Annotated in this window: 27 protein-coding genes and 1 pseudogene; 24 read left to right on the top strand and 4 right to left on the bottom strand. The window is 71.2% G+C overall.

What is annotated here, in order from left to right; all coding sequences use genetic code 11:
* Window positions 1-3: 3 nt before the first annotated feature.
* The 11 genes from pgsA to mobA all read left to right on the top strand — a co-directional run bounded on the left by pgsA (window position 4) and on the right by mobA (window position 8,381).
* Window positions 4-579 carry a CDP-diacylglycerol--glycerol-3-phosphate 3-phosphatidyltransferase gene (gene pgsA, locus BJP60_RS10580; RefSeq protein WP_203135717.1) on the top strand — a complete coding sequence of 192 codons (576 nt, stop codon included), beginning with the start codon at window positions 4-6 and terminating at the stop codon, window positions 577-579.
* Window positions 576-1,082 carry a CinA family protein gene (locus BJP60_RS10575; protein WP_203135716.1) on the top strand — a complete coding sequence of 169 codons (507 nt, stop codon included), beginning with the start codon at window positions 576-578 and terminating at the stop codon, window positions 1,080-1,082. The genes pgsA and BJP60_RS10575 overlap by 4 nt, the downstream gene beginning before the upstream one ends.
* A 136-nt stretch (window positions 1,083-1,218) precedes the next feature.
* On the top strand, window positions 1,219-1,527 hold the full coding sequence (locus BJP60_RS10570) for a helix-turn-helix domain-containing protein (RefSeq protein ID WP_203135715.1): 309 nt from the start codon (window positions 1,219-1,221) through the stop codon (window positions 1,525-1,527).
* Window positions 1,524-1,742, top strand: coding sequence for a DUF3046 domain-containing protein (locus BJP60_RS10565; RefSeq protein WP_203135714.1), 219 nt, complete (start codon window positions 1,524-1,526; stop codon window positions 1,740-1,742). The genes BJP60_RS10570 and BJP60_RS10565 overlap by 4 nt, the downstream gene beginning before the upstream one ends.
* Before the next feature lie 252 nt (window positions 1,743-1,994).
* Window positions 1,995-3,053, top strand: coding sequence for a recombinase RecA (recA, locus tag BJP60_RS10560; protein ID WP_203135713.1), 1,059 nt, complete (start codon window positions 1,995-1,997; stop codon window positions 3,051-3,053).
* 30 nt (window positions 3,054-3,083) lie between these two features.
* Window positions 3,084-3,824 carry a regulatory protein RecX gene (locus BJP60_RS10555; protein ID WP_238439390.1) on the top strand — a complete coding sequence of 247 codons (741 nt, stop codon included), beginning with the start codon at window positions 3,084-3,086 and terminating at the stop codon, window positions 3,822-3,824.
* Between the two features lie 49 nt (window positions 3,825-3,873).
* Window positions 3,874-5,421, top strand: coding sequence for a tRNA (N6-isopentenyl adenosine(37)-C2)-methylthiotransferase MiaB (miaB, locus tag BJP60_RS10550; RefSeq protein ID WP_203135712.1), 1,548 nt, complete (start codon window positions 3,874-3,876; stop codon window positions 5,419-5,421).
* On the top strand, window positions 5,418-6,383 hold the full coding sequence (gene miaA / locus BJP60_RS10545) for a tRNA (adenosine(37)-N6)-dimethylallyltransferase MiaA (RefSeq protein ID WP_203135711.1): 966 nt from the start codon (window positions 5,418-5,420) through the stop codon (window positions 6,381-6,383). The genes miaB and miaA overlap by 4 nt, the downstream gene beginning before the upstream one ends.
* Window positions 6,380-6,805: a GNAT family acetyltransferase gene (locus BJP60_RS10540; RefSeq protein WP_203135710.1), complete on the top strand. Its 426-nt coding sequence runs from the start codon at window positions 6,380-6,382 to the stop codon at window positions 6,803-6,805. Before miaA ends, BJP60_RS10540 begins: the two co-directional genes overlap by 4 nt.
* A gap of 120 nt (window positions 6,806-6,925) precedes the next feature.
* Window positions 6,926-7,804: a diaminopimelate epimerase gene (dapF, locus tag BJP60_RS10535; RefSeq protein WP_203135709.1), complete on the top strand. Its 879-nt coding sequence runs from the start codon at window positions 6,926-6,928 to the stop codon at window positions 7,802-7,804.
* Between the two features lies 1 nt (window position 7,805).
* The gene (gene mobA, locus BJP60_RS10530) at window positions 7,806-8,381 is read left to right on the top strand and encodes a molybdenum cofactor guanylyltransferase (protein WP_203135708.1); all 576 of its coding nucleotides are present in this window, start codon (window positions 7,806-7,808) and stop codon (window positions 8,379-8,381) included.
* 3 nt (window positions 8,382-8,384) lie between these two features.
* Here mobA and BJP60_RS10525 read toward each other — a convergent pair whose 3' ends face one another.
* The gene (locus BJP60_RS10525) at window positions 8,385-9,029 is read right to left on the bottom strand and encodes a class I SAM-dependent methyltransferase (protein ID WP_203135707.1); all 645 of its coding nucleotides are present in this window, start codon (window positions 9,027-9,029) and stop codon (window positions 8,385-8,387) included.
* Between the two features lie 159 nt (window positions 9,030-9,188).
* Between BJP60_RS10525 and hflX the strand changes: the two genes are divergently transcribed.
* Both hflX and BJP60_RS10515 read left to right on the top strand, forming a co-directional pair.
* On the top strand, window positions 9,189-10,742 hold the full coding sequence (gene hflX, locus BJP60_RS10520) for a GTPase HflX (RefSeq protein WP_203135706.1): 1,554 nt from the start codon (window positions 9,189-9,191) through the stop codon (window positions 10,740-10,742).
* Window position 10,743: 1 nt separating this feature from the next.
* Entirely contained in the window at window positions 10,744-11,343 is a 600-nt protein-coding gene (locus BJP60_RS10515; protein ID WP_203135705.1) for a GNAT family N-acetyltransferase, read from the top strand.
* Window positions 11,344-11,377: 34 nt separating this feature from the next.
* Here BJP60_RS10515 and BJP60_RS10510 read toward each other — a convergent pair whose 3' ends face one another.
* Window positions 11,378-13,339, bottom strand: coding sequence for a prolyl oligopeptidase family serine peptidase (locus BJP60_RS10510; protein WP_203135704.1), 1,962 nt, complete (start codon window positions 13,337-13,339; stop codon window positions 11,378-11,380).
* 51 nt (window positions 13,340-13,390) lie between these two features.
* Window positions 13,391-14,095: a transcriptional repressor LexA gene (gene lexA, locus BJP60_RS10505; RefSeq protein ID WP_203139258.1), complete on the bottom strand. Its 705-nt coding sequence runs from the start codon at window positions 14,093-14,095 to the stop codon at window positions 13,391-13,393.
* A gap of 269 nt (window positions 14,096-14,364) precedes the next feature.
* Between lexA and BJP60_RS10500 the strand changes: the two genes are divergently transcribed.
* The 6 genes from BJP60_RS10500 to BJP60_RS10475 all read left to right on the top strand — a co-directional run bounded on the left by BJP60_RS10500 (window position 14,365) and on the right by BJP60_RS10475 (window position 18,766).
* Window positions 14,365-14,730: a LysM peptidoglycan-binding domain-containing protein gene (locus BJP60_RS10500; protein ID WP_203135703.1), complete on the top strand. Its 366-nt coding sequence runs from the start codon at window positions 14,365-14,367 to the stop codon at window positions 14,728-14,730.
* Window positions 14,731-14,795: 65 nt separating this feature from the next.
* Window positions 14,796-15,878: a histidinol-phosphate transaminase gene (locus BJP60_RS10495; protein WP_203135702.1), complete on the top strand. Its 1,083-nt coding sequence runs from the start codon at window positions 14,796-14,798 to the stop codon at window positions 15,876-15,878.
* Window positions 15,879-15,930: 52 nt separating this feature from the next.
* The gene (gene hisB, locus BJP60_RS10490) at window positions 15,931-16,536 is read left to right on the top strand and encodes an imidazoleglycerol-phosphate dehydratase HisB (protein ID WP_203135701.1); all 606 of its coding nucleotides are present in this window, start codon (window positions 15,931-15,933) and stop codon (window positions 16,534-16,536) included.
* A complete protein-coding gene (hisH, locus tag BJP60_RS10485) occupies window positions 16,533-17,195 on the top strand; it encodes an imidazole glycerol phosphate synthase subunit HisH (RefSeq protein ID WP_203135700.1) in 663 nt (220 codons plus the stop codon). The genes hisB and hisH overlap by 4 nt, the downstream gene beginning before the upstream one ends.
* Before the next feature lie 73 nt (window positions 17,196-17,268).
* Window positions 17,269-18,015: a bifunctional 1-(5-phosphoribosyl)-5-((5-phosphoribosylamino)methylideneamino)imidazole-4-carboxamide isomerase/phosphoribosylanthranilate isomerase PriA gene (priA, locus tag BJP60_RS10480; RefSeq protein ID WP_203135699.1), complete on the top strand. Its 747-nt coding sequence runs from the start codon at window positions 17,269-17,271 to the stop codon at window positions 18,013-18,015.
* Window positions 17,999-18,766: an SseB family protein gene (locus BJP60_RS10475; protein ID WP_203135698.1), complete on the top strand. Its 768-nt coding sequence runs from the start codon at window positions 17,999-18,001 to the stop codon at window positions 18,764-18,766. Before priA ends, BJP60_RS10475 begins: the two co-directional genes overlap by 17 nt.
* A gap of 36 nt (window positions 18,767-18,802) precedes the next feature.
* Here the strand turns inward: BJP60_RS10475 and BJP60_RS10470 are convergent, their stop codons facing one another.
* Window positions 18,803-19,213, bottom strand: a complete 411-nt coding sequence (locus tag BJP60_RS10470) for a DUF1844 domain-containing protein (RefSeq protein ID WP_203135697.1) — start codon at window positions 19,211-19,213, stop codon at window positions 18,803-18,805.
* Window positions 19,214-19,466: 253 nt separating this feature from the next.
* Here BJP60_RS10470 and infC point away from each other — a divergent pair, with 253 nt between their 5' ends.
* The 5 genes and pseudogenes from infC (at window position 19,467) to BJP60_RS10445 (ending at window position 22,650) form a co-directional block, all read left to right on the top strand.
* Window positions 19,467-20,117: a translation initiation factor IF-3 gene (infC, locus tag BJP60_RS10465; protein ID WP_442923383.1), complete on the top strand. Its 651-nt coding sequence runs from the start codon at window positions 19,467-19,469 to the stop codon at window positions 20,115-20,117.
* Window positions 20,118-20,190: 73 nt separating this feature from the next.
* Window positions 20,191-20,385, top strand: a complete 195-nt coding sequence (gene rpmI / locus BJP60_RS10460) for a 50S ribosomal protein L35 (protein WP_135114713.1) — start codon at window positions 20,191-20,193, stop codon at window positions 20,383-20,385.
* 27 nt (window positions 20,386-20,412) lie between these two features.
* Window positions 20,413-20,799 carry a 50S ribosomal protein L20 gene (rplT, locus tag BJP60_RS10455; RefSeq protein WP_203135696.1) on the top strand — a complete coding sequence of 129 codons (387 nt, stop codon included), beginning with the start codon at window positions 20,413-20,415 and terminating at the stop codon, window positions 20,797-20,799.
* A 170-nt stretch (window positions 20,800-20,969) separates the two neighbouring features.
* Window positions 20,970-21,769 (top strand): annotated as a pseudogene (locus tag BJP60_RS10450) (TrmH family RNA methyltransferase).
* 140 nt (window positions 21,770-21,909) lie between these two features.
* On the top strand, window positions 21,910-22,650 hold the full coding sequence (locus BJP60_RS10445) for an amino acid ABC transporter ATP-binding protein (RefSeq protein WP_203135695.1): 741 nt from the start codon (window positions 21,910-21,912) through the stop codon (window positions 22,648-22,650).
* The last annotated feature ends 36 nt before the right edge of the window (window positions 22,651-22,686 follow it).

Here is a 22,686-nt window from a genome sequence, read left to right as displayed (position 1 = left end):
CACATGGCGATTCCCCGGCAGCTGCCGAACGCGATCACGGTCGCGCGCATCCCGCTCGCGGTGCTCTCGCTGATCCTGCTGCTGCTCGGCGGGATGCTGGGGGACTCGAACCTCGCGCTGCGGTGGACCGCGGCGATCATCTTCGTGGTCGGGATGTCGACCGACTGGGTCGACGGCTACCTCGCGCGTCGCCACGACATCGTGAGCGACTTCGGCAAGCTGTGGGATCCGATCGCCGACAAGTTCCTCACCGGCGCGGGCTTCATCGGCCTCGCGATCCTCGGCGAGGTGTGGTGGTGGATGGTCGTGATCATCCTGATCCGCGAGTGGGGCATCACCGTCCACCGCCTCATGATCGCGAACGAGCACGTGGTCGCCGCCGCCTGGATGGGCAAGATCAAGACCGTCGTGCAGGCGATCGCGCTGTCGTGGGCGCTGCTGCCGTTCTGGCTGCTGATCGGCGTGCAGGCGTTCTCGGTCGTCTCGCTGGTCCTGATGTCGCTCGCCGTGCTCCTGACGATCGCGAGCGGCATCGACTACGTCGTCGCACAGGTGCGGGGGGCGAGGGCGGCGCGGTGAGCGCCGCATCCGCCGCCGTCGCCGTGCTCGCCGCGCTGCGCGAGCGCGGATGGAGCATCGCGGTCGCGGAGTCGCTCACCGGCGGGCTGGTGGTGTCGGCGCTGGTCGACGTGCCGGGCGCATCCGCGAGTCTGCGCGGAGGAGTGGTCGCCTACGACACCGCGATCAAGGCGTCCGTCCTGGGCGTCGATGACGACCTGCTCGCCGCGCACGGCGCGGTGCACCCGGACGTCGCCCGCCAGATGGCCGAGGGCGTGCGCCGGGCGCTGGCGGTCGGCGGCAGGCCCGCAGACGTCGGCGTCGCGACCACCGGTATCGCCGGCCCGGGCTCGCCCGACGGCCAGCCGGTCGGCACGGTGCACGTCGGCGTCGCGACGCCAGGGGGAGCGACGGTCAGCTCGTGGGTCTTCCCCGGGGGGCGCGCCGCCATCCGGAGCGCCGCGTGCGCGCAGGCGCTCGCAGATGTGGCCGACGCCGTGCGCATGGGGGGCGGCGCGGGCTGATGGTCGCGTCCGTCTTGCGTCCCGCCGGCAGGGACTTCGCCGATTCCCACCCGATACATATGCGCGCGGGATTAAATTGGGCTCATGGGTGTTGTACTGTTGTGCACCCGGTGGGAGCAGTGAGGAGGGGGCCGCAATGATCCTGGTTCGTCAAGAGATCGGCGATGTTCTGCGTGACATGCGTCAGCAGAAGGGCCAGACCCTCCGTCAGGTCGCCAGCAGGGCGAGCGTCGCGCTCGGCTACCTCAGCGAGGTGGAGCGCGGGCAGAAGGAGGCGTCGAGCGAGATCCTGGCGTCGGTGGCCGAGGCCCTCGACGTGCCGATCTCGTCGATCATGCGCGAGGTGGGCGACCGCATCGCCGTGCTCGAGGGTGTGCAGCCCTTCCCCGACGTGGTGCCCTACGACCTCGTCGCAGAGGTCGGCCCCGAGCTGTCGCTGCGTTGAGGCGCAGCGAGTTCCTGCGCGCGGTCGACGACGAGTTCGGCGCTCGCGCGACGACGCTCCTGAGCGATCTCGTGCTGCCCGGCATCGGGCGGTCCGCGCTCGACGCCTTGGAGGCGGGCGTGCCGCCGCGCGAGATCTGGCTCTCGCTGTGCGAGGAGACCGACGTTCCGGTCGAGCGCCGCTATGGCGTCGGCCGCCTCGAACCGCGCCGCTGAGTCGGTTCGAATCCCGCTCCGCGATTCGCGGCGTGTCATCGAAGATGCGTTCGAAGTCGGCGTAGTGTCGTCCACAGGTGGCGAATGCCGCCCATCTGCTCCTCTCGGGGCGCACGCCGCATCCGATGTCGGTGGCCCTCCCTAGCGTGGCAGGTGGCACATCAGCCACGCGCCTTGTCGCAGACCCCGGCCAGACGGCACGGGGCGCGACAGCCTACAGGCGACGGACACACGAGTGAGTAGGAGCAGGTCATGGCATCAGCAGCCGATCGCGAGAAGGCCCTCGACGCGGCCCTCGCCCAGATCGACAAGCAGTTCGGCAAGGGATCCGTCATGCGGCTGGGCAGCGACGAGCGCGCCCCGGTCGAGGTGATCCCCACGGGATCGATCGCGCTCGACGTCGCCCTCGGCGTCGGTGGCCTGCCCCGAGGCCGCATCATCGAGATCTACGGCCCGGAGTCGTCGGGTAAGACCACGCTCACGCTGCACGCGATCGCGAACGTCCAGCGGGCCGGCGGTATCGCGGCGTTCGTCGACGCGGAGCACGCGCTCGATCCCGAGTACGCCAAGAAGCTCGGCGTCGACATCGACCAGCTGCTCGTGTCGCAGCCCGACACGGGTGAGCAGGCCCTCGAGATCGCCGACATGCTGATCCGCTCGGGCGCGATCGACCTGGTCGTGATCGACTCCGTCGCGGCGCTCGTCCCCCGTGCCGAGATCGAGGGCGAGATGGGCGACTCGCACGTGGGTCTCCAGGCCCGCCTGATGTCGCAGGCACTCCGCAAGCTCACGGGTGGTCTGAACCAGACGAAGACGACGGCCATCTTCATCAACCAGCTGCGCGAGAAGATCGGCGTGTTCTTCGGATCGCCCGAGACCACCGCCGGTGGTAAGGCGCTGAAGTTCTACGCGTCGGTGCGTCTCGACATCCGCCGCATCGAGACCCTGAAGGACGGTGCCGACGCGGTCGGCAACCGCACGCGCGTGAAGGTCGTCAAGAACAAGATGGCCCCGCCCTTCAAGCAGGCCGAGTTCGACATCCTCTACGGCACGGGCATCTCGCGCGAGGGCAGCCTGATCGACTTCGGTGTCGAGCACGGCATCGTGAAGAAGTCGGGCTCCTGGTACACGTACGACGGCGACCAGCTCGGGCAGGGCAAGGAGAACGCCCGCAACTTCCTCCTGCAGAACGTCGACGTCGCGCTCGAGATCGAGAACAAGATCAAGGAGAAGCTCGGCATCGGACAGCGTGGCGCGGCGGCCCCGTCCGAGGCTCCGGCCGACCAGGTGGCGGCCCGCCGCACGGCGTGATGGATGTGGACCGCGCACCAGGGGTGAACCGTGGCTGACGAGCGGGATGACGGCATCGCGCCGGTCATCCCGCTCTTCGGCGGACCTGCGCCCTCGCCGGAGGAGGCTCCGCGCGGCGGAGCGCCCGAGGGCGAGAGCTGGCACACGACGTGGCGAGACCTCGGGTCGCGCCCGGGCGATCGGCGGCCCAAGCCCGTCAAGCCACTCGAGGTCACTCCGAGCAAAGCCGGCGTCCGCTTCGTCGAGCTGCCGGAGGACGACACGGCCGAGCCCGACCAGGACGAGCGGCGCGCGCAGGCGGAGACACGGCTCGTCAAGGCCCTCCGGCGGAGATCGCTGTCGGTCTCCGAAGCGCGCGCCAAGCTCCGCGAGGACGAGCTCGACATGGACGACATCGATGAGATCGTCGAGCGGCTGGTCCGCCTCGGAGCGCTCGATGACGCCGCTCTCGCCGACCAGCTCGTGTACGCGGGCGTCGAGCGCAAGAACCAGGGGCGCCGGGCGATCGCGCAGGCGCTCTCGGCACGCGGCATCGACCGCGCCGTGATCGATCAGGCGCTCGCGGAGCTGCCCGACGACGACTTCGAGCGGGCACTGGAGTACGCGCGTGGAAAGGCGTCGTCCCTGCTGCGCTTCGATGACGACACGGCGCTGCGGCGACTGAGCGGCCAGCTGGCGCGTCGCGGGTACGGCGGGGGACTCGCTCTGTCGGCGGCCCGGGCCGCCCTCGAGGAGGCACGGCGCCCGCGCTCCTCGGTCCGCTTCGACTGATCCCGCTCGCAGGGCCGTCGCGGTCGGCGAAACGTACAATGGCCTGGCCATGACCACACCATCCAGCGCCCCCACACTCATCGAGCCGTCGCCCGCCGCCCTCACCGTCGACGGCCGCCCGCGTTCGTACGAGGTGCGCACCTTCGGCTGTCAGATGAACGTGCACGACTCCGAGCGCCTGGCCGGCTCCCTCGAGAGCGCCGGCTACGTGCGCGCGGAGGCCGGCGTCGACGCCGACGTGGTCATCATCAACACGTGCGCCGTGCGCGACAACGCGGCCGGAAAGCTCTACGGCACGCTCGGTCACCTCAAGTCCCGCAAGGACAAGCACGACGGCATGCAGATCGCCGTCGGCGGCTGCCTCGCGCAGATGGACAAGGAGGCGGTGCAGACCAAGGCGCCGTGGGTCGACGTCGTCTTCGGCACGCACAACATGGGCTCGCTGCCGAGCCTGCTCGAGCGCGCGCGGCACAACGGCGAGGCCGAGCTGGAGATCCTCGAGTCGCTCGAGACGTTCCCCTCGACGCTGCCCACCAAGCGCGACTCCGTCTACAGCGGCTGGGTGTCGATCTCGGTCGGCTGCAACAACACCTGCACGTTCTGCATCGTGCCGAGCCTGCGCGGCAAGGAGAAGGACCGCCGGCCCGGCGACATCCTGAACGAGATCCGCCTGCTCGTCGAGGACGGCGCGATCGAGGTGACGCTGCTCGGCCAGAACGTGAACTCGTACGGCGTCGAGTTCGGCGACCGCCAGGCGTTCGGCAAGCTGCTGCGCGCCGCCGGGGAGATCGAGGGGCTCGAGCGCATCCGCTTCACGAGCCCGCACCCTGCGGCCTTCACCGACGACGTGATCGACGCGATGGCGGAGACGCCCGCCGTGATGCCGCAGCTGCACATGCCGCTGCAGTCGGGGAGCGACCGGATCCTGCGCGAGATGCGCCGCTCCTACCGCAGCGCGAAGTTCCTCGGAATCCTCCAACGGGTGCGCGAGCGGATCCCGCACGCCGCCATCACGACCGACATCATCGTCGGGTTCCCCGGCGAGACCGACGAGGACTTCGAGGACACCATGCGCGTCGTCGAGCAGTCCCGCTTCGCGAGCGCCTTCACGTTCCAGTACTCGATCCGCGAGGGCACACCGGCGGCGACCATGCCGAACCAGGTGCCCAAGGAGATCGTGCAGGAGCGCTACGACCGCCTGATCGCGCTGCAGCAGCGCATCACGCTCGAGGAGAACCAGAAGCAGCTCGGCCGCTCGCTCGAGGTGCTCGTCTCGACGGGCGAGGGGAAGAAGGACGCCGCGACGCATCGGCTCACGGGTCGCGCGGAGGACAACCGCCTCGTGCACTTCGAGGTGCCCGCCGGCTCCGAGCTGCCGCGGCCCGGCGACGTCGTCACGGTCGAGGTCACGCACGCCGCGCCCTCGCACCTGCTCGCCGACTCGCGCGACGGCGCGCCGCTGCGCATCCGCCGCACGCGTGCCGGCGATGCCTGGGACCGCTCGCAGGCGGAGTCGTGCGCCGTGCCGGCGCCCGGCTCCACGACGGCGGGCGGCGCGGTCAAGCTGGGCCTTCCCACGCTGCGCATCGGCGTGTGAACCCGCCGCCGCGCACACCCCGGGAGGGCACCCACGACCCCGGTCTCTTCGCCGTCGTCGGCGCCACCGGCACGGGCAAGAGCGACCTGTCGCTCGATCTCGCCGACGCTCTCGCGGCGCGCGGCGAGCCCGCCGAGATCGTGAACGCCGACGCCATGCAGCTCTATCGGGGCATGGACATCGGCACCGCGAAGCTCCCGGTCGAGGATCGGCGCGGCATTCCGCATCACCTGTTCGACGTCCTGGACGTCACGGAGGACGCGGCGGTCGCGCGCTACCAGCGGGACGCGCGCACCGCCATCCGGGCGATCCAGGATCGCGGACGCCACGCGATCCTCGTCGGCGGATCGGGGCTGTACGTCTCGAGCGTGCTGTTCGACTTCCGCTTCCCGCCCCGTGACGAGGCCCTGCGCGCCCGGCTCGAGGCGGAGCTGGCGGAGCACGGCGCGGGCGCGCTGTACGCCCGGCTGCAGCGCGAGGATGCGGCCACCGCCGCCCGGGTGGATCCGCAGAACGGGCGGCGCATCGTCCGCGCATTGGAGATCCTCGCGCTGGGGGAGGGCACGCACGGCGCCGCGCTGCCGGAGGAGCCTGTGGCTTGGCGGCCGGTGACCATCGTCGGGCTGCGGATGGAGCGACCCGCCCTGATCGACCGCCTCGATCGCCGCGTCGAGCGGATGTGGGCCGACGGGATGCTGGAGGAGACCGCCCGGCTGCGCGAGCAGGGGCTCGAGCGCGGCAAGACGGCCGCCCGTGCGATCGGCTACGCCCAGGCGCTGGCGCAGCTGAAGGGCGAGACGACCGAGGCGGAGGCGATCGCCGAGACGCAGGCCCTGACCCGCCGCTACGCGCGCCGGCAGGTGTCGTGGTTCAAGCGCTACTCGCCCTCACCGGGCGTGGACGTCAGCTGGTTCGACGCCGGCGCGGCGGATCCGCAGTCCCTGGCAGACTCGATCGCGTGACCGTCGACATCCGCTCCTTCGCCGCCGCGGATGAGGGTGCGGTCGTCGCCCTGTGGCGCGAGGCCGGGCTGACCCGGCCCTGGAACGACCCCCACGCCGATATCGCGCGGGCGCGCGCGGTCTGGCCCAACCTGCTGCTGGTCGCGGCGGACGGCGGCGAGGTCGTCGGATCCGTCATGGCCGGGTACGACGGGCATCGCGGCTGGCTCTACTACCTGGCGACCGCGTCGCAGCGCCGCGGCGAGGGCATCGGCCGCCGCCTGATCGCCGAGGCGGAGGCGCGGCTGGAGGCGCTCGGCTGTCCCAAGGTCATGCTGATGGTGCGCGCCGACAACGAACCGGTGCTGGAGTACTACGACGCGATCGGCTACCGGCGCGAGATGACACGGGTGACCGGCCGCCGCCTGATCCCCGACGACTGAGCCGAGCGCGACGCAGCGCGGGCTGGGGCACCGATGGGGAGGGCGACGACGCGCATGCCGTGTACGTGCTCCGCTGAGCCGGCCGGATCTTCCGCTCCCGAGCGCAAATAGACTGGACGAATGACCGAGATCGCCTTCACCAAGGGCCACGGCACGGGGAACGACTTCGTGATCGTCGCCGACCCCGACGGCGAGCTCGACTTGAGCGACGCGCAGATCGCCGCCCTGTGCGATCGCCGGTTCGGCATCGGCGCCGACGGCCTGCTGCGGGTGGTGCGCTCGGCGCGCATCCCGGAGGGCGCCGCGTCGCTCGCCGAGGAGCCCGACGCCGAGTGGTTCATGGACTACCGCAACGCCGACGGCTCGAAGGCCGAGATGTGCGGCAACGGCGTGCGCGTCTTCGCCCACTACCTGCTGCAGGCAGGGCTTGCCGAGCTGCCCGCCGGATCGACGCTGCCCATCGGCACGCGCGCCGGCGTCCGCGACGTGATGCGCAGCGACAGCGGCTACCAGGTGGACCTCGGCCGCTGGCGCGCCGAGCCGGGCGATCCGCTCGTCGCGGCGAAGGGCCTCAGCGTGGCGCGTCCGGGGCTCGGCATCGACGTCGGCAACCCGCACGTGGTCGTCGCGCTCGCATCGGACGAGGAGCTCGACGGCCTCGAGCTCGCCTCCCGGCCGATCATCGATCCCGAGCCGCCGCACGGCGCGAACGTGGAGTTCGTCGTGCCGCGCGAGCCGCTCGTGAAGGACGGCGTCGGACACGTCCGGATGCGTGTCTTCGAGCGCGGCGTCGGGGAGACGCTCAGCTGCGGCACGGGCGTCGCCGCGACGGCGCTCGCCGTGCGCGACTGGGCCGGGCGCAGCGCGCCCGACCATTGGCGCGTCGAGGTGCCGGGCGGGACGCTCGGCGTCCGGATGTTCCCCGCCCAGGACGGCGAGCACGTCGCGCTGTCCGGGCCCGCCGTGCTCGTCTACTCCGGTACCGTCACCCTGGCCTGACATGACGCCCCTGCGCGGCATCGTGCTGGCGGGCGGGCGGTCGTCGCGCCTGGGCGGCAGGCACAAGCCCGCCATCTCGATCGGCGGCGTCCCGATCGTGGCGCGCGCGATCTCCGCGCTGCGCGCCGCGGGGGCCGATCCGCTGGTGGTCGGCGACCCGGCGGGTGTGCCGGACGGCGTCGCGGTCGTCCGCGAGGATCCGCCCTTCGCAGGACCGCTCGCGGCCGTCGCCGCGGGCGTCGCGGCGCTCGATCCGGCCAGCGGCGGCGTGATCCTGCTGCTCGGCGGCGACATGCCGTACGTCACGCCCGCCACGCTGCATGCCCTCGCCCAGGCTGCGCCCGCGGTCGCCGTCGACGGGGACGGGCGGATGCAGCCCCTGTGCGCCGCGTGGCCCGAGGCGCTGCTGCGCGAGCGGCTCGCGCGGCTGGGCGATCCGGCCGACCGCCCCCTGCGGATCCTGTACGACGACGTCGAGCCGGCGCGCGTGACGATCGGCGCGCGCGAGGCGATGGACGTCGACACCCCCGACCTCCTGCGCGCGGCGCTGGCCGAGGCCGACGCGGCGGGGGAGTGAGGGTCAGACCTCGGGAAGCTGCACCGGCTCGGTGGGAGGGGAGCCGTGTCGGCGCACCTTGAGCACGCGGTAGCCCTTCCCCGTCGCCGTGCGATGGACGCTGAAGCCGTCCGCGAACGTCGCGGCGAGCCAGCGCTGCAGCGAATCCGAGCCGAGGTCGCGCTTGACTACGAGGTGCGCGTCGCTGCGCTCGGCCAGGCGCGGGATCCAGGTCTCCAGCAGGTCGTGCAGCACCGACTTGCCGACCCGGATCGGCGGATTCGAGCGGATCGCGCGGAAGGTCACGTGCTCGGGAACATCCTCGGGCAGCACGGCGTTGACATTGTCGAGGCCGAGCGACGCCGCATTGCGTCGCACCAGGTCGAGGGCACGCTCGTTGACGTCCACGGCCCACACGCGTGCGCGGGGGGACATCATCGCCATGGAGAGTGCGATCGGGCCCCAGCCGGAGCCGAGGTCGAGGAAGTCGCCGCCGGAGGGCGGCTCGGGCGTGTTCGCGAGCAGCACCGAGGTCCCCACGTCGAGACGCTCGGGGCTGAACACTCCGGCGGCCGTCGTGAGCTCCACGGGGCGCCCGGCCAGGGAAAGCCGGATGCGTCGGAGGTTCTCGGGACTGGTGGGACTCGCGGAGAAGTAATGGTCCACCATAGGGGGCCAGCGTAGCGGAGGAGCCGCCGCCCGGGCGAGGGCAGGCGTCGCCGGATCGGCCCGGACAACCCGTCCCATAGCCGCGCGACACGCGGAAGAATAAGCTGAAGAACTCGATGCGCGCGGATCAGCCGCGAAGCGTCGGAACGAAAGGTTTGGATGACTGACACCACCACCCCCGATCCCACTTCTCTGGGCGGCGTCGATGACGATCGCGGCCGCGAGGCGGGAACGACCGACCTGGTGGATCGCGTGCTCTCGCGCGCCGAGAACCGCACCGGAGCACGGGTCTTCGGGGCTGCGCAGGCGCTGCAGGATGGCGCGACCACGGGTGAGGGCACGACCGACGGCGAGCAGTGGGACCGCGAGGAGCGCGCCGCGCTGCGCCGCGTCGTCGGCCTGTCGACGGAGCTCGAGGACGTCACCGAGGTCGAGTACCGGCAGCTGCGACTCGAGAACGTCGTGCTGGTCGGCGTCTACTCGCAGGGCTCGCAGCTCGACGCCGAGAACTCGCTGCGCGAACTCGCGGCGCTCGCGGAGACGGCCGGTGCGGTCGTGCTCGACGGCGTGCTGCAGCGACGCCCGCATCCGGATCCCGCGACCTACGTCGGTCGGGGCAAGGCCGGCGAGCTCAAGGACATCGTCGCGGCCGTGGGCGCCGACACCGTGATCGCCGACACCGAGCTGGCGCCCAGCCAGCGGCGTGCGCTCGAGGACGTCGTCAAGGTCAAGGTCATCGACCGCACGACCGTCATCCTCGACATCTTCAGCCAGCACGCGAAGAGCCGCGAGGGCAAGGCGCAGGTCGAGCTCGCGCAGCTCGAGTACCTGCTGCCGCGTCTGCGCGGCTGGGGTGAGTCGATGAGCCGCCAGGCCGGTGGCCAGGTCGGCGCCGGCGGCGCGGGCATGGGCTCGCGCGGTCCCGGTGAGACGAAGATCGAGCTGGACCGTCGCCGCATCCGCACGCGCATGGCGCAGCTGCGGCGGCAGATCCGCGACTTCGCGCCCGCCCGCGAGGCGAAGCGCGGCGAGCGCAAGCGCAACACGATCCCGTCCGTCGCGATCGCGGGCTACACCAACGCCGGCAAGTCGAGCCTGCTGAACCGGCTCACGAGCGCGGGCGTGCTCGTCGAGAACGCCCTGTTCGCGACGCTGGATGCCACCGTGCGCCGGTCCGAGACGTCCGACGGGCGCGTGTACACGCTCGCCGACACGGTCGGCTTCGTGCGCAACCTGCCGCATCAGCTCGTGGAGGCGTTCCGCTCGACGCTCGAGGAGGTCGCCGACGCCGACGTCATCCTGCACGTGGTGGATGCGCATCATCCCGATCCCGCCGGTCAGATCCAAACCGTGCGCGACGTGATGGGCGATGTCGGCGCGCGCGACATCCACGAGATCATCGTGTTCAACAAGGCCGACCTCGTGGACGAGGACACGAAGCTCGTGCTGCGGGGTCTCGAGCCGAAGGCCGTGTTCGTGTCCTCCCGGACGGGGGCGGGCATCGAGGAGCTGCGTCGCGTCATCGAGGAGGCGCTGCCGCTGCCGGACGTCGAGCTGCGCGCGCTTGTGCCGTACGACCGCGGCGACCTCATTTCGGCGATCCACGAGCAGGGCCACCTGCTCGAGCGCTCGCACGAGGAGGGCGGCACGCTCGTGCACGCGCACGTGTCGGAGCGGCTCGCTGCCGCGCTCGACCCGTATCGGGTCGCATAGCGTGCGCATCCGGCCCTATCGGCCCGGCGATCGCGACGCGGTGGCCGAGGTCTGCCTGCGCACGGCGGATCACGGATCGGATGCGACGGGCGTCTTCGAGGACGACGACCTCTGGGCGCTGGTGTTCGCGCTGCCGTACGTGACGCGGCATCCGGATCTCGCGTTCGTCGTCGAGGCGCTGGACGGCCGGGTCGTCGGCTACGTCATCGGCACGGACGACACCGATTCGTTCGAGGACTGGTTCCGCGACGAGTGGTGGCCGCGATTCGCCGAGCGCTTCCCGCAGCCGGAGTCCGAGCGCACGCGACAGGACGGCACCGTCACCTACGCGTACGGACGCCGCGCGGGCGCCGAGCCGTACGCGGGGCTCGGGTATCCGGCGCACCTGCATATCGACCTGCTGCCGGAAGCGCAGGGACAGGGTCTCGGCCGCGCGCTGATCGACACGCTCGTCGCGGCGCTGAGGAGCCGCCGCGTGCCGGGCCTTCACCTCGCCGCGTCGGACAGGAACACCGGGGCGCTCGCCTTCTACGACCGCCTGGGCTTCACGCGGCTCGAGTCCCACCCGGGTGTGCAGGCCTTCGCGATGCCGCTGGCCTGACCGCTTCGGGACCGCCCGGCCGGCGGTGACGCGCTCAGTCGAGATCGAGCGGCGGGACGCCCGGGGTGTCGAATCCCAGGACCCCGCCGAGGAAGGCCAGCTCCGTCTCGAACGCGCGCACGAGGGTCTCCGCCTGCCGGAAGCCGTGCGACTCGCCCTCGAACAGCACGTACTTGTGCGGCACGCCGTTCGCCGCGAGCGCGTCGCGCAGCGCCTCCGACTGCGACGGCGGGACGACCGGGTCCTCCGAGCCCTGCAGGATCAGCAGCGGCGTCCGCAGGCTCTCGGGACGAGACAGGGGGGAGCGGCTGAGGTACACGTCCTCCGCCTCCGGCAGTGGGCCCACGAGGCCGTCGAGGTACCGGGCCTCGAAGTCGTGCGTGTCCTCGGCCAGGCGGCGCAGGTCGGCGACGCCGTACCGGCTGATGCCCGCCGCGAAGGCATCGGTGTCGGCGACCGCGCACAGCACGGTCCATCCGCCCGCCGAGCCGCCCTTGATCGCGATGCGTGCCGGATCGGCGAGTCCGGCGGACGCGAGACCGCGCGCGGCCGCCGCGGTGTCCGCTACGTCGGCCACGCCCCATCGGCCCTGCAGCCGCTCGCGGTACGCGCGCCCATACCCGGTCGATCCGCCGTAGTTGACGTCGAGCACGCCGATGCCGCGGCTGGTGAAGAAGGCGATTGCGAGCGAGAGCACGCCCGAGGAGTGGGCCGTGGGGCCGCCGTGCACAAGCACGAGGTACGGCGGCAGCTCGCCCTTCGGTGCGTCGGCGTCGGGATTCGTCGGTGGATACGCGAAGGCGTGGACGTCGCCGTCCGGGCCGTCGAACGTCACCGCGCGGGAGGGCGGCAGCCACGCCGGGTCCAGCGTGGACGCACCGCCGCGCACGGCCGCGATCGTTCGGCCATCGACGTCCAGCAGCCACAGCCCGCCGGGCACGTGGCCCCCGGCGCCCGTGAGCAGCACGCGCGCGCCGCGCACGTCTCGGACCAGGATGCCGCCCGACAGCGGGGTCTCCCACAGGTCGGCCGCGCCGCCGGCCGGGTCGAGCACCACCAGGGCGTCGGTGCCGTGTGTGCGCACCGCAAGGATCCGGCCGTCGGCGAGCGGCGCGAACCAGCGCGCGCCGAGGTTCCACAGCGGGCCTCCCGTGTCGGCGTCGACCGGGTGGAGCCCCTCGGCGCGGGTGGGGGTGAGGCCGTCCAGGTGAACCACGTGGAGGTTCCACCGCCCGTTTCCGGGTTCATCGCCCGCCGGATCGGCGCTGAACAGCAGCTCGTCGTCGCCCGTCCACTCCGGCTGCAGGGCCGCGACCGGGCCGTCGGCGGTTCGTCCACCGGCGACAAGCGCGTGCTCGGCCACGGTCCCGTCGGGTCCGATCCGGCCGACCCGCAGCTCTGCCGCATCCCACGGCATGTCGGGGTGGTTCCACGCGATCCATGCCAGGCGGTCGCCGCGCGGGGCGGGATAGGCGAGGAAGTCCGATCCGGCCACGACGCTGACGAGCGCGGACGGGTCCTCGGCGGCGGAGCCGTCGAGCGGGATGACCACGATGTCGCGCGTCGGCACGCGCGCCTCGCCGTGCGTCTCGCGCACCGCCCACAAGCGGCCCTCCGCCCATGTCAGGTCGCCGAACGCCATCCCCAGCCCGCCGGGCGTGAGCGGCTCGGGTGCGCCGCCCGGCGACACCCGGTGCACGCGCTGATCCGCGCCCTCGACGAACAGCAGCAGGCCGTCGTCGGTCGCGGTCCACGCACCGCCGCCGTACTCGTGCACGCGCGACCGCGCGCTCCACGGCGCGGGCAGCAGCGTCTCCACTCCGTCGCCGCCCTGCCGCAGGATCGCGGTGCGCCCCTTCTCGGCGGGGACGCTCTCGCTCCACCAGATCTGCGCATCCGGCCCGACGAAGCGCGCCCCGTCGAGTCGGGGCGATCCGCCCGCGATGTCGGACGCCGAGATCGGCGACGGCCAGGATCCGTACGGGAGCGTCGGCATGACACCCACGCTATCGCCGAGCTCGCTGAGGGGCGGGCGAGCCGTCGAGGATCAGACCGCGCGCATCACCGCGACGACCTTGCCGAGCACGACCGACTCGTCGCCGAGGATCGGCTCGAACGCGGAGTTCCGCGGCAGCAGCCACGTGTGACCGTCGCGCTGGCGGAAAACCTTCACGGTCGCCTCGCCGTCGAGCATCGCCGCGACGATGTCGCCGTTCTCGGCGGTGTTCTGCACCCGCACGACGACCCAGTCGCCGTCGCAGATCGCGGCGTCGATCATCGATTCGCCGCTGACCTTGAGCATGAACAGCTCGCCCTTGCCCACGAGCTGGCGGGGGAGCGGGAAGATCTCCTCCACCTGCTGGTCGGCGGTGATCGGCATGCCCGCCGCGATCCGCCCGACGAGCGGCACCATGGCGGCGTCGCCCACCGAGGGCACGCCCGCGTCGAGGTTCTCGCCCGACTGACCGGGGAGGTCGATCAGCACCTCCATGGCCCGGGTCTTGCCCGGGTCACGGCGCAGGTAGCCGCTCAGCTCGAGCTGGCCGAGCTGGTGCGTGACGCTCGACAGCGACTTCAGCCCCACGGCGTCGCCGATCTCCCGCATGGTGGGCGGGTATCCCTTCGACTGGATCGAGCGCTGGATCACCTCGAGGATCGCGAGCTGCTTGTCGCTGAGGCTCTTGCGCCGACGCGTGCGGCGCTTCTCCTCGCCGTCCGCTGCGAGCTCCAAGGCGGGCGTGGCGGGCGTCATGGCGGCGCTCATCTGACCGGCTCCTTCTCCTCCGACGGTGAATGTCGGTGGCCCGTGGTGGGGTGTCTTACGTCATCGAAACCGTATCCGAACGGCGTCGCGATTCGGAAGATCCGTTCGAGCGTGTCGCGGATCCATTCGGATCGGTTTTCGAAGAAGCCGTTGACACATTCGAAGATTCGAAGATAGATTCGGTACAGAGCTTCGCATCCAGCCTCCCGGCCGAGGTGCCGGATGCGAAGCCTCTCCGATCGAAGAAGGAGCACCCGATGAGCACGATCCGCAGCACCGCCGCCCAGGCCCCCGCACGCGCCATCGCGCCGGCCACGCGCCTGCGGCTGACGCGCCGTGGTCGCCGCGTGCTCGCATCTCTCGCCGCCGCCCCGGTCGCCGCGGGCCTCGCGCTCGCGATCGTGAACGGCGGCGGCGCGCTCGCCTCGCGCGACGCGGGCGCGCCCGCGGGCACCTTCGACACCGTGACCGTGATGCCCGGCGAGTCGCTCTGGTCGATCGCCGAGGACGTCGCGCCCACGGCGGACCCGCGCGACGTGGTCGACGCGATCGTCGCGCTCAACCAGCTGCCGTCCTCCTCGGTCGCGGCCGGCGAGCGCCTGTCGATCCCCGTCTTCGACTGAGCCTCGACGCCGCAGTCCAGACGCCCGACGTCCGGGCCCGGGATGGGGCCTCTAGCATTGACCGGGTGACGGTCACTCTCGACGACTTGCCGATCCGCGCCGATCTGCGCGGCCAGAAGCCTTACGGGGCGCCGCAGGCGCCGCTTCCCGTGGCGCTCAACGTCAACGAGAACACGCATCCGGTCCCGGCCGAGGTCGCCGACGACATCGCGGACGCGATCGCCCAGGCCCTGCGTGACGTCAACCGCTATCCCGACCGCGAGTTCTCCGAGCTGCGCGAGGGCTTCGCCCAGTACCTCGGTCACGGCATCGACGCGTCGCAGATCTGGGCGGGCAACGGCTCCAACGAGGTGCTGCAGCACGTCCTGCAGGCGTTCGCGGGACCGGGGCGCACGGCTTTCGGCTTCGAGCCGACCTACTCGATGTACCGCCTGCTGACGCGCGGCGTCGGCTCGGAGTGGCTCGCCGGCACGCGCGGCCACGACTACAAGGTCACGCCGGAGGACGCCGCCCGCCAGGTCGCGGACGCGCGCCCCGACGTCGTGTTCCTGTGCGCGCCGAACAACCCGACCGGCACGCCCATGACGCTCGACGTCGTGGAGGCCGTCTACGAAGCCGCGGACGGCATCGTCGTCGTGGACGAGGCGTATCAGGAGTTCGCCCCCCACGACTCTCCGTCGGCGCTCAGCCTGCTGGGCGGGCGACCGCGGCTCGCGGTCTCGCGCACGATGAGCAAGGCGTTCGCGTTCGCCGGCGCGCGGGTCGGATACCTCGCGGCCGATCCGGTGCTGATCGACGCACTCCGTCTCGTCCGGCTGCCGTATCACCTCAGCGCGCTCACCCAGGCCGCCGCGAGCGCGGCGCTGCGGCACTCCGACACGATGCTGCGCATGGTCGACGAGATCGTCGCCCAGCGCGACCGGATGGGAGCGACGCTCGAGGCGCTCGGCTATCAGGCGCACGAGTCCTGGACGAACTTCATCCTGTTCGGCGGCGTGCAGAACCCCGCGGAGACATGGCAGGCGCTGTACGAGCGCGGGGTACTGATCCGCGACATCGGCATCCCCGGCCACCTGCGCGTGACGGCCGGCACCGAGGAGGAGACGACCGCGTTCCTCGAGGCGCTGTCGGACCTCGGAAGCCACTGAGTCCCGGCTCCCGGCGGACCGGCGCTTCCCGCGCCCCGACTAGGATCGAGGCATGACGACTGCCCGAATCGCGCGCCGCACCCGCTCCACGAGCGAGTCGAGCGTGGAGCTGGAGCTGAACCTCGACGGCACCGGCAAAAGCTCGATCTCCACGAGCGTGCCGTTCTTCGACCACATGCTCACGGCGTTCGCGAAGCACTCGCTCACCGACCTGACCGTCACCGCGACGGGCGACACCCACATCGACGCCCACCACACGGTCGAGGACGTCGCGATCGTCCTCGGACAGACCATCCGCGAGGCGCTCGGCGACAAGACCGGCATCTCCCGGTACGGCGACGCGCTCGTGCCGCTCGACGAGGCCCTCGCACAGGCCGTCGTCGACATCTCGGGCCGTCCGTACCTCGTGCACGAGGGCGAGCCCGCGGGCTTCGAGCAGCACCTGATCGGCGGCCACTTCACCGGCTCGCTCGTGCGTCACACGTTCGAGGCGCTCGCGTTCAACGCCGGGCTCACCGTGCACGTCCGCGTGCTCTCCGGCCGCGATCCGCACCACATCGCCGAGGCCGAGTACAAGGCCTTCGCGCGCGCCTTCCGCCAGGCCAAGGCGCTCGACCCGCTGGTGGAGGGCGTCCCGTCCACCAAGGGAGCACTGTGACCGACACCCAGGAGCGTCGCCCGGTCGTCGCCGTCCTCGACTACGGCTCCGGCAACATCCACTCGGCCGTCAAGGCGCTGCAGGCCGCGGGCGGCGACGTGCATCTCACACGCGACCGTGGTCTCATCCGCGACGCCGACGGGCTGCTCGTGCCCGGAGTGGGCGCGTTCAAGGCCGTCATGGAGCAGCTGCAGTCCGTGCGCGGGCCCGAGATGATCGAGCGGCGCCTCGCGGGCGGCCGCCCGGTGCTCGGCATCTGCGTCGGCATGCAGGTGCTGTTCGAGCAGGGCGTCGAGCGCGGCGTCGAGACCGAGGGCCTCGGCGAGTGGCCCGGCGTGGTCGAGGAGCTCAAGGCGCCGATCGTGCCCCACATGGGCTGGAACACCGTCGAGGCGGGGGAGGGCTCGCGCCTGTTCGCCGGTCTCGAGGACGAGCGGTTCTACTTCGTGCACTCGTTCGCTGCGCAGAACTGGACGCTCGAGGCGCACGGTCCGTTCGCCCAGCCCGTCGTCACCTGGGCGCAGCACGGAAGCCGCTTCCTCGCGGCCGTCGAGAACGGCCCGCTGTCGGCGACGCAGTTCCACCCGGAGAAGTCCGGCGAGGCGGGTATCAGGCTCCTGCGGAATTGGATCAACAGCCTGCGCGGGGCTACTCTCTGAGATCGTGCCCGCGACCGGACATCCCCGGTTCGCACCGTCCGACTGCGGACAGACCCGAACAACACCTGGAGCCATGAACGATTTCGCGTCCACGCCCGGACTGATCCTGCTGCCCGCCGTCGACGTCCAGGGCGGCAAGGCCGTGCGCCTGACGCAGGGCGCCGCCGGCACCGAGACCGACTACGGCGACCCGATCGAGGCCGCCGAGAACTGGGCCAAGCAGGGCGCCCGGTGGATCCACCTCGTCGACCTCGACGCGGCGTTCGGACGCGGCAGCAACGCGGGCATCTTGCGCAAGGTGATCAAGCACATGCGCGGCATCAACGTCGAGCTCTCCGGCGGGATCCGCGACGACGCGTCGCTCGAGGCCGCGCTCGAGAGCGGCGCGCAGCGCATCAACCTCGGCACGGCGGCGCTCGAGAACCCCGAGTGGACCGCGTCGGTCATCGGCCGCTACGGCGAGTCGATCGCGGTGGGCCTCGACGTGCGCGGCACGACGCTCGCGGCGCGCGGCTGGACGCAGGAGGGCGGCGACCTCTGGGCCGTGCTCGAGCGGCTCGAGGAGGCCGGCTGCAGCCGTTACGTCGTGACGGACGTCACCAAGGACGGCACGCTGCGCGGCCCGAATCTCGATCTGCTGCGCGAGATCACCGCGCGCACGACGAAGCCCGTCGTGGCATCCGGCGGCGTCTCGAGCCTCGACGACATCGCGGCGCTGCGCCGCCTCGTCCCGAACGGCGTCGAGGGCGCGATCGTCGGCAAGGCCCTCTACGCGGGCGCGTTCACGCTCGCCGAGGCGCTGGATGTCGCATCCGACTGACGACGGTGCCGACTCGGCGGGCGTCCCCTGGGAGGGACGCCACTTCGAGGCGAACCCGCACGCGGCGGATGACGGCTCCGCCGATCCCGCGCTGCTTGCGGCGCTGACCGCGTTCCGCGCGGGCGACGGCGACCAGGTGCAGGTCATCGACGCGCTGCGTCACGCCCGCGTGCTGATCCCGCTCGTCGCCGAGAAGGGCGACGAGGGCGTCGGCGCGCACGGACTGAAGGTCGACAAGACGCAGGAGCTGTCGATCGTCACGGTCGCCGCCCCCGACGGCCGCAAGGTGCTGCCGGTGTTCAGCTCGGTCGATGCGCTGGGGCGCTGGGACGCCGCCGCGCGCCCCATCCCTGTCGACGCCGTGCGCGCCGCTCTCGCGGCGTCCGCCGAGCAGACCGATCTGATCGTGCTCGATCCGGCGTCGGAGACCGAGTTCATCGTGCGCCGGCCCGCCGTCTGGGCGATCGCGCAGGGCGAGGAGTGGACGCCGAGCTTCGCGAACCCCGACGTGTTCCTCGGACTGCAGGAGAGCGTGGGCGGAGAGCTCGCGGTGCTCGATCTCGCCGTGGAGTCGGGCGATCCGACCGCACGGCTGCGCGGGCCCGAGCTGATCGTGCGCCTGACGCTCATGTCCGGGCTCGACCGCTCCGAGCTCGACGCCGTGCTGGCCCGGCTCGCGCGCCGCTGGTCGGCCGACGATCGCGTCGCGACGCTCGTCGACTCCCTCTCGGTCAAGCTCGAGCGCGCCTGATCCAGCGGCCTCCCCGGTGGAATTTCCCGGGAGGCGTCAGATGACGGGACCGGTGTACTTCTCTCCCGGTCCCTTGCCGGGGGCATCCGGGATCGAGGAGATCTCGCGGAAGCGCAGCTGCAGGGAGCGCAGGCCGTCGCGGATCGGACGCGCGTGCATGTCGCTGATCTCGGGCGCGGCGGCCGTCACGAGGCCGGCCAGGGCGTTGATCAGCTTTCGCGCCTCGTCGAGGTCGACGTCCGCCTCGGCCTCCGGGGCGTCGGCGAGGCCGAGCTTGACCGCGGCGGCGCTCATCAGGTGCACGCACGCGGTGCCGATCACCTCGACGGCGGCGACGTCGGCGATGTCCCGCACGGCCGACGTGTCCGATCCGGCGCGCTCCTGTTCCTCCCAGCGGGCCTCACGGTCGCGGTCGAAGGAGTGGCTGTGGCCGGGATTGGTGCTCATGTGACGCTCTCTGGTAGACTTTCCCGGGCTCCGGCGGTTCTCGATGAGAATCCCGGACGAAAGAGGATTCACATCCCACCCGCGCTTGCCGTTACAAGGCTACCGGGTCATGCACTCCCTCGCGTTCCACGCGGGTGCTCCGGATCGTGCGCTGCACGCGACGGGGATGGGTGAGGCCGACGTGTGACGTCTGCCGGGTGGATGCTGACTCTTCTCCCGCCCGCGGCAGACCGTCTTCGACGAACATGTCGCGGTGGCTCTCCGTCACCCACCTATCAAGGAGTTCCGCATCAGCGATCCCCGTACCAACGAGCGCATCCGCGTGCCCGAGGTCCGACTCGTCGGACCGAACGGCGAGCAGATCGGCGTCGTCCGCATCGAGGCCGCCCTGCGCCTGGCGCAGGAGGCCGATCTCGACCTTGTCGAGGTCGCCCCCAACTCGAAGCCTCCCGTCGTCAAGATCATGGACTACGGCAAGTTCAAGTACGAGGCCGCGCAGAAGGCCAAGGAGGCGCGTCGCAACCAGGCGAACACGATCCTCAAGGAGGTTCGTTTCCGCCTGAAGATCGACGATCACGACTACGAGACCAAGCGCAAGCGCGCCGAGGGCTTCCTGAAGTCGGGTGACAAGGTGAAGGCGATGATCCTGTTCCGTGGTCGCGAGCAGTCGCGTCCCGAGCAGGGCGTGCGTCTGCTCCGGAAGTTCGCGGAGGACGTCGCCGAGTTCGGCACCGTCGAGTCCAGCCCCAAGGTGGACGGCCGCAACATGGTGATGGTCATCGCGCCGCACAAGAACAAGTCCGAGGTCAAGACCGAGCAGAACGCCCAGCGCGCCGCCAACAAGCAGGCCGCCCGCGAGGCGAAGGGTCAGACCCCGGACGCAGAGACCACGGTCGCGGAGTAACTCCGCGACTGCAGACTCCCGCCCCGGCGGGTGGAACACGTCGCCCCCTGGGCGCTTTACGAAGGAAGAGAAGATGCCGAAGCAGAAGACCCACTCGGGCAGCAAGAAGCGCTTCAAGATCACCGGCAGCGGCAAGATCAAGAAGCAGCAGGCTGGTATGCGCCACAACCTCGAGTCGAAGTCGAGCCACCGCAAGCGTCGCCTGAACGGCGACCAGGTCATCTCGGGCAACGACCTCAAGCAGGTCAAGAAGCTCCTCGGTCGCTGACGCGAAATCTCGTTAGGAAGATAAGAAATGGCTAGAGTCAAGCGGGCTGTCAACGCCCAGAAGAAGCGTCGCGTCATCCTCGAGCGCGCCTCGGGTTACCGTGGCCAGCGTTCGCGCCTGTACCGCAAGGCGAAGGAGCAGGTCACCCACTCGCTCGTCTACGCGTACCGCGACCGTCGCAAGCGCAAGGGCGACTTCCGCCGTCTGTGGATCCAGCGCATCAACGCCGCCGCGCGTCAGAACGGCATCACCTACAACCGCTTCATCCAGGGCCTCGGCCTCGCGGGCGTGCAGGTGGACCGTCGCATCCTGGCCGAGCTCGCCGTGAACGAGCCCGCCACGTTCGCCTCGCTCGTCGCGACCGCGAAGGCCGCGCTGCCGGCCGACGTGAACGCGCCGAAGTCGGCCGCGTAAGCATCACGCTTCCCGAAGAGGGCGTCCCCGCGAAGGGGGCGCCCTCTTCGTCCGTCTCGGGGAGCCGTGCGGGGAGCGGATGCGCCTTTTCCGCGCGTGTTCCCGCCCGGTGCGCGTGCGCTTCACCGGGGCGTCATGTCCATATGCCTTCCCGCCCATAGAATCGAGATGTGCTGGAGAACCCCCGATCACCGCGTGTGCGTGCGGTCGCCAAGCTGGCGAAGCGCAACGCCCGGAAGGAGACGGGGCTGTTCCTGCTCGAGGGCCCGCAGGCGGTCCGCGAGGCGCTGACCTTCCGCCCCGAGACGATCGTCGAGCTGTTCGCGACGCCGACGGCGCTGGAGCGGCATCAGGATGTCCGGACGCTCCTGACGGACGAGGGTCTCGAGGCGGAGTTCGTCTCCGAGTCGGTGCTCGAGGCGATGTCGGACACCGTCACCCCGCAGGGGTTCGTCGCCGTCGCCCGTCAGAATCCGACCGCGCTGAAGGACATCTTCGCGGCGGGGCCGCGCCTGATCGCGATCTGCGAGGAGGTGCGCGATCCCGGCAATCTCGGCACGATCATCCGCGCCGCCGACGCCGCGGGCGCGGACGCCGTTGTCCTGACCGGACGCACGGTCGATCCGTACAACCCGAAGGTCGTCCGATCGACGACAGGATCGCTCTTCCACCTGCCCATCGCGGTCGGGGAGAGCTCGAGGACGTCGTCGAGCGCGCGCACGCCGCGGGCATGACGGTGCTCGCCGCCGACGTGAAGGGCGACGACCTCCTGGCGGCGCGTGCGGAGGGTCTGCTCGGCAACCCGACGGGGTGGCTGTTCGGCAACGAGGCCCACGGCCTGCAGGACGACGCGCTCGCGCTCGCCGACCGCGTGCTCAAGCTCCCGATCTTCGGACGAGCCGAGTCGCTCAACCTCGCCACGGCCGCCAGCGTCTGCCTGTACGAGAGCGCATTCGCGCATCGCGCCTGACGCCGTGGTCGCACCGGCGCGACACGCCCGGACTCCCGGCCACCGGGACCGCACGGAGCGCATGCCCGTCCTGTTACAAGTCGGTAAAGCGGCCCGAGCCCTGCTGGTTCGCCCCCTGGGCACACCATAGGGTGAAACCCATGGCAGAGCCCCTCGTCGTCGTCAAGGACGTTCAGAAGCACTACGGCGACTTCCAAGCGCTGAAGGACATCGACCTCACCGTCGACAAGGGCGAGGTCGTCGTCGTGATCGGACCGTCCGGGTCCGGCAAGTCGACGCTGTGCCGCACGATCAACCGCCTCGAGACCATCACGAGCGGATCGATCACGATCGACGGCAAGGAGCTGCCGAAGGAGGGCAAGGCCCTCGCGAACCTGCGTGCCGAGGTCGGCATGGTCTTCCAGTCCTTCAACCTGTTCGCCCACCTGACGATCCTGGAGAACGTCACGCTCGGTCCGATCCAGGTCCGCGGCATGAAGAAGGCGGACGCCGAGAAGGAGGCGCGCGCGCTGCTCGACCGCGTCGGTGTCGGCCACCAGGCCGACAAGCTGCCCGCGCAGCTGTCGGGCGGCCAGCAGCAGCGTGTCGCGATCGCGCGCGCCCTGGCCATGCACCCCAAGGTCATGCTGTTCGACGAGCCGACCAGCGCGCTCGACCCCGAGATGATCAACGAGGTCCTCGACGTCATGGTCTCGCTCGCCAGGGACGGCATGACGATGATCGTCGTGACCCACGAGATGGGCTTCGCGCGCAAGGCCGCGAACCGCGTCGTGTTCATGGCCGACGGGCAGATCGTCGAGCAGGCGACGCCCGAGGAGTTCTTCACGAACGCGCGGAGCGACCGCGCGAAGGACTTCCTCTCGAAGCTCATCACGCACTGACCCAACCCGGTCTCCGCGCCCCGACGCGGACGGATG

The sequence above is a fragment of the Microbacterium sp. JZ31 genome (assembly GCF_016805985.1).
GTDB lineage: Bacteria > Actinomycetota > Actinomycetes > Actinomycetales > Microbacteriaceae > Microbacterium.
Note: the sequence above shows the minus strand (reverse complement) of the source record. Positions and strands in the feature narration are given on the sequence as shown.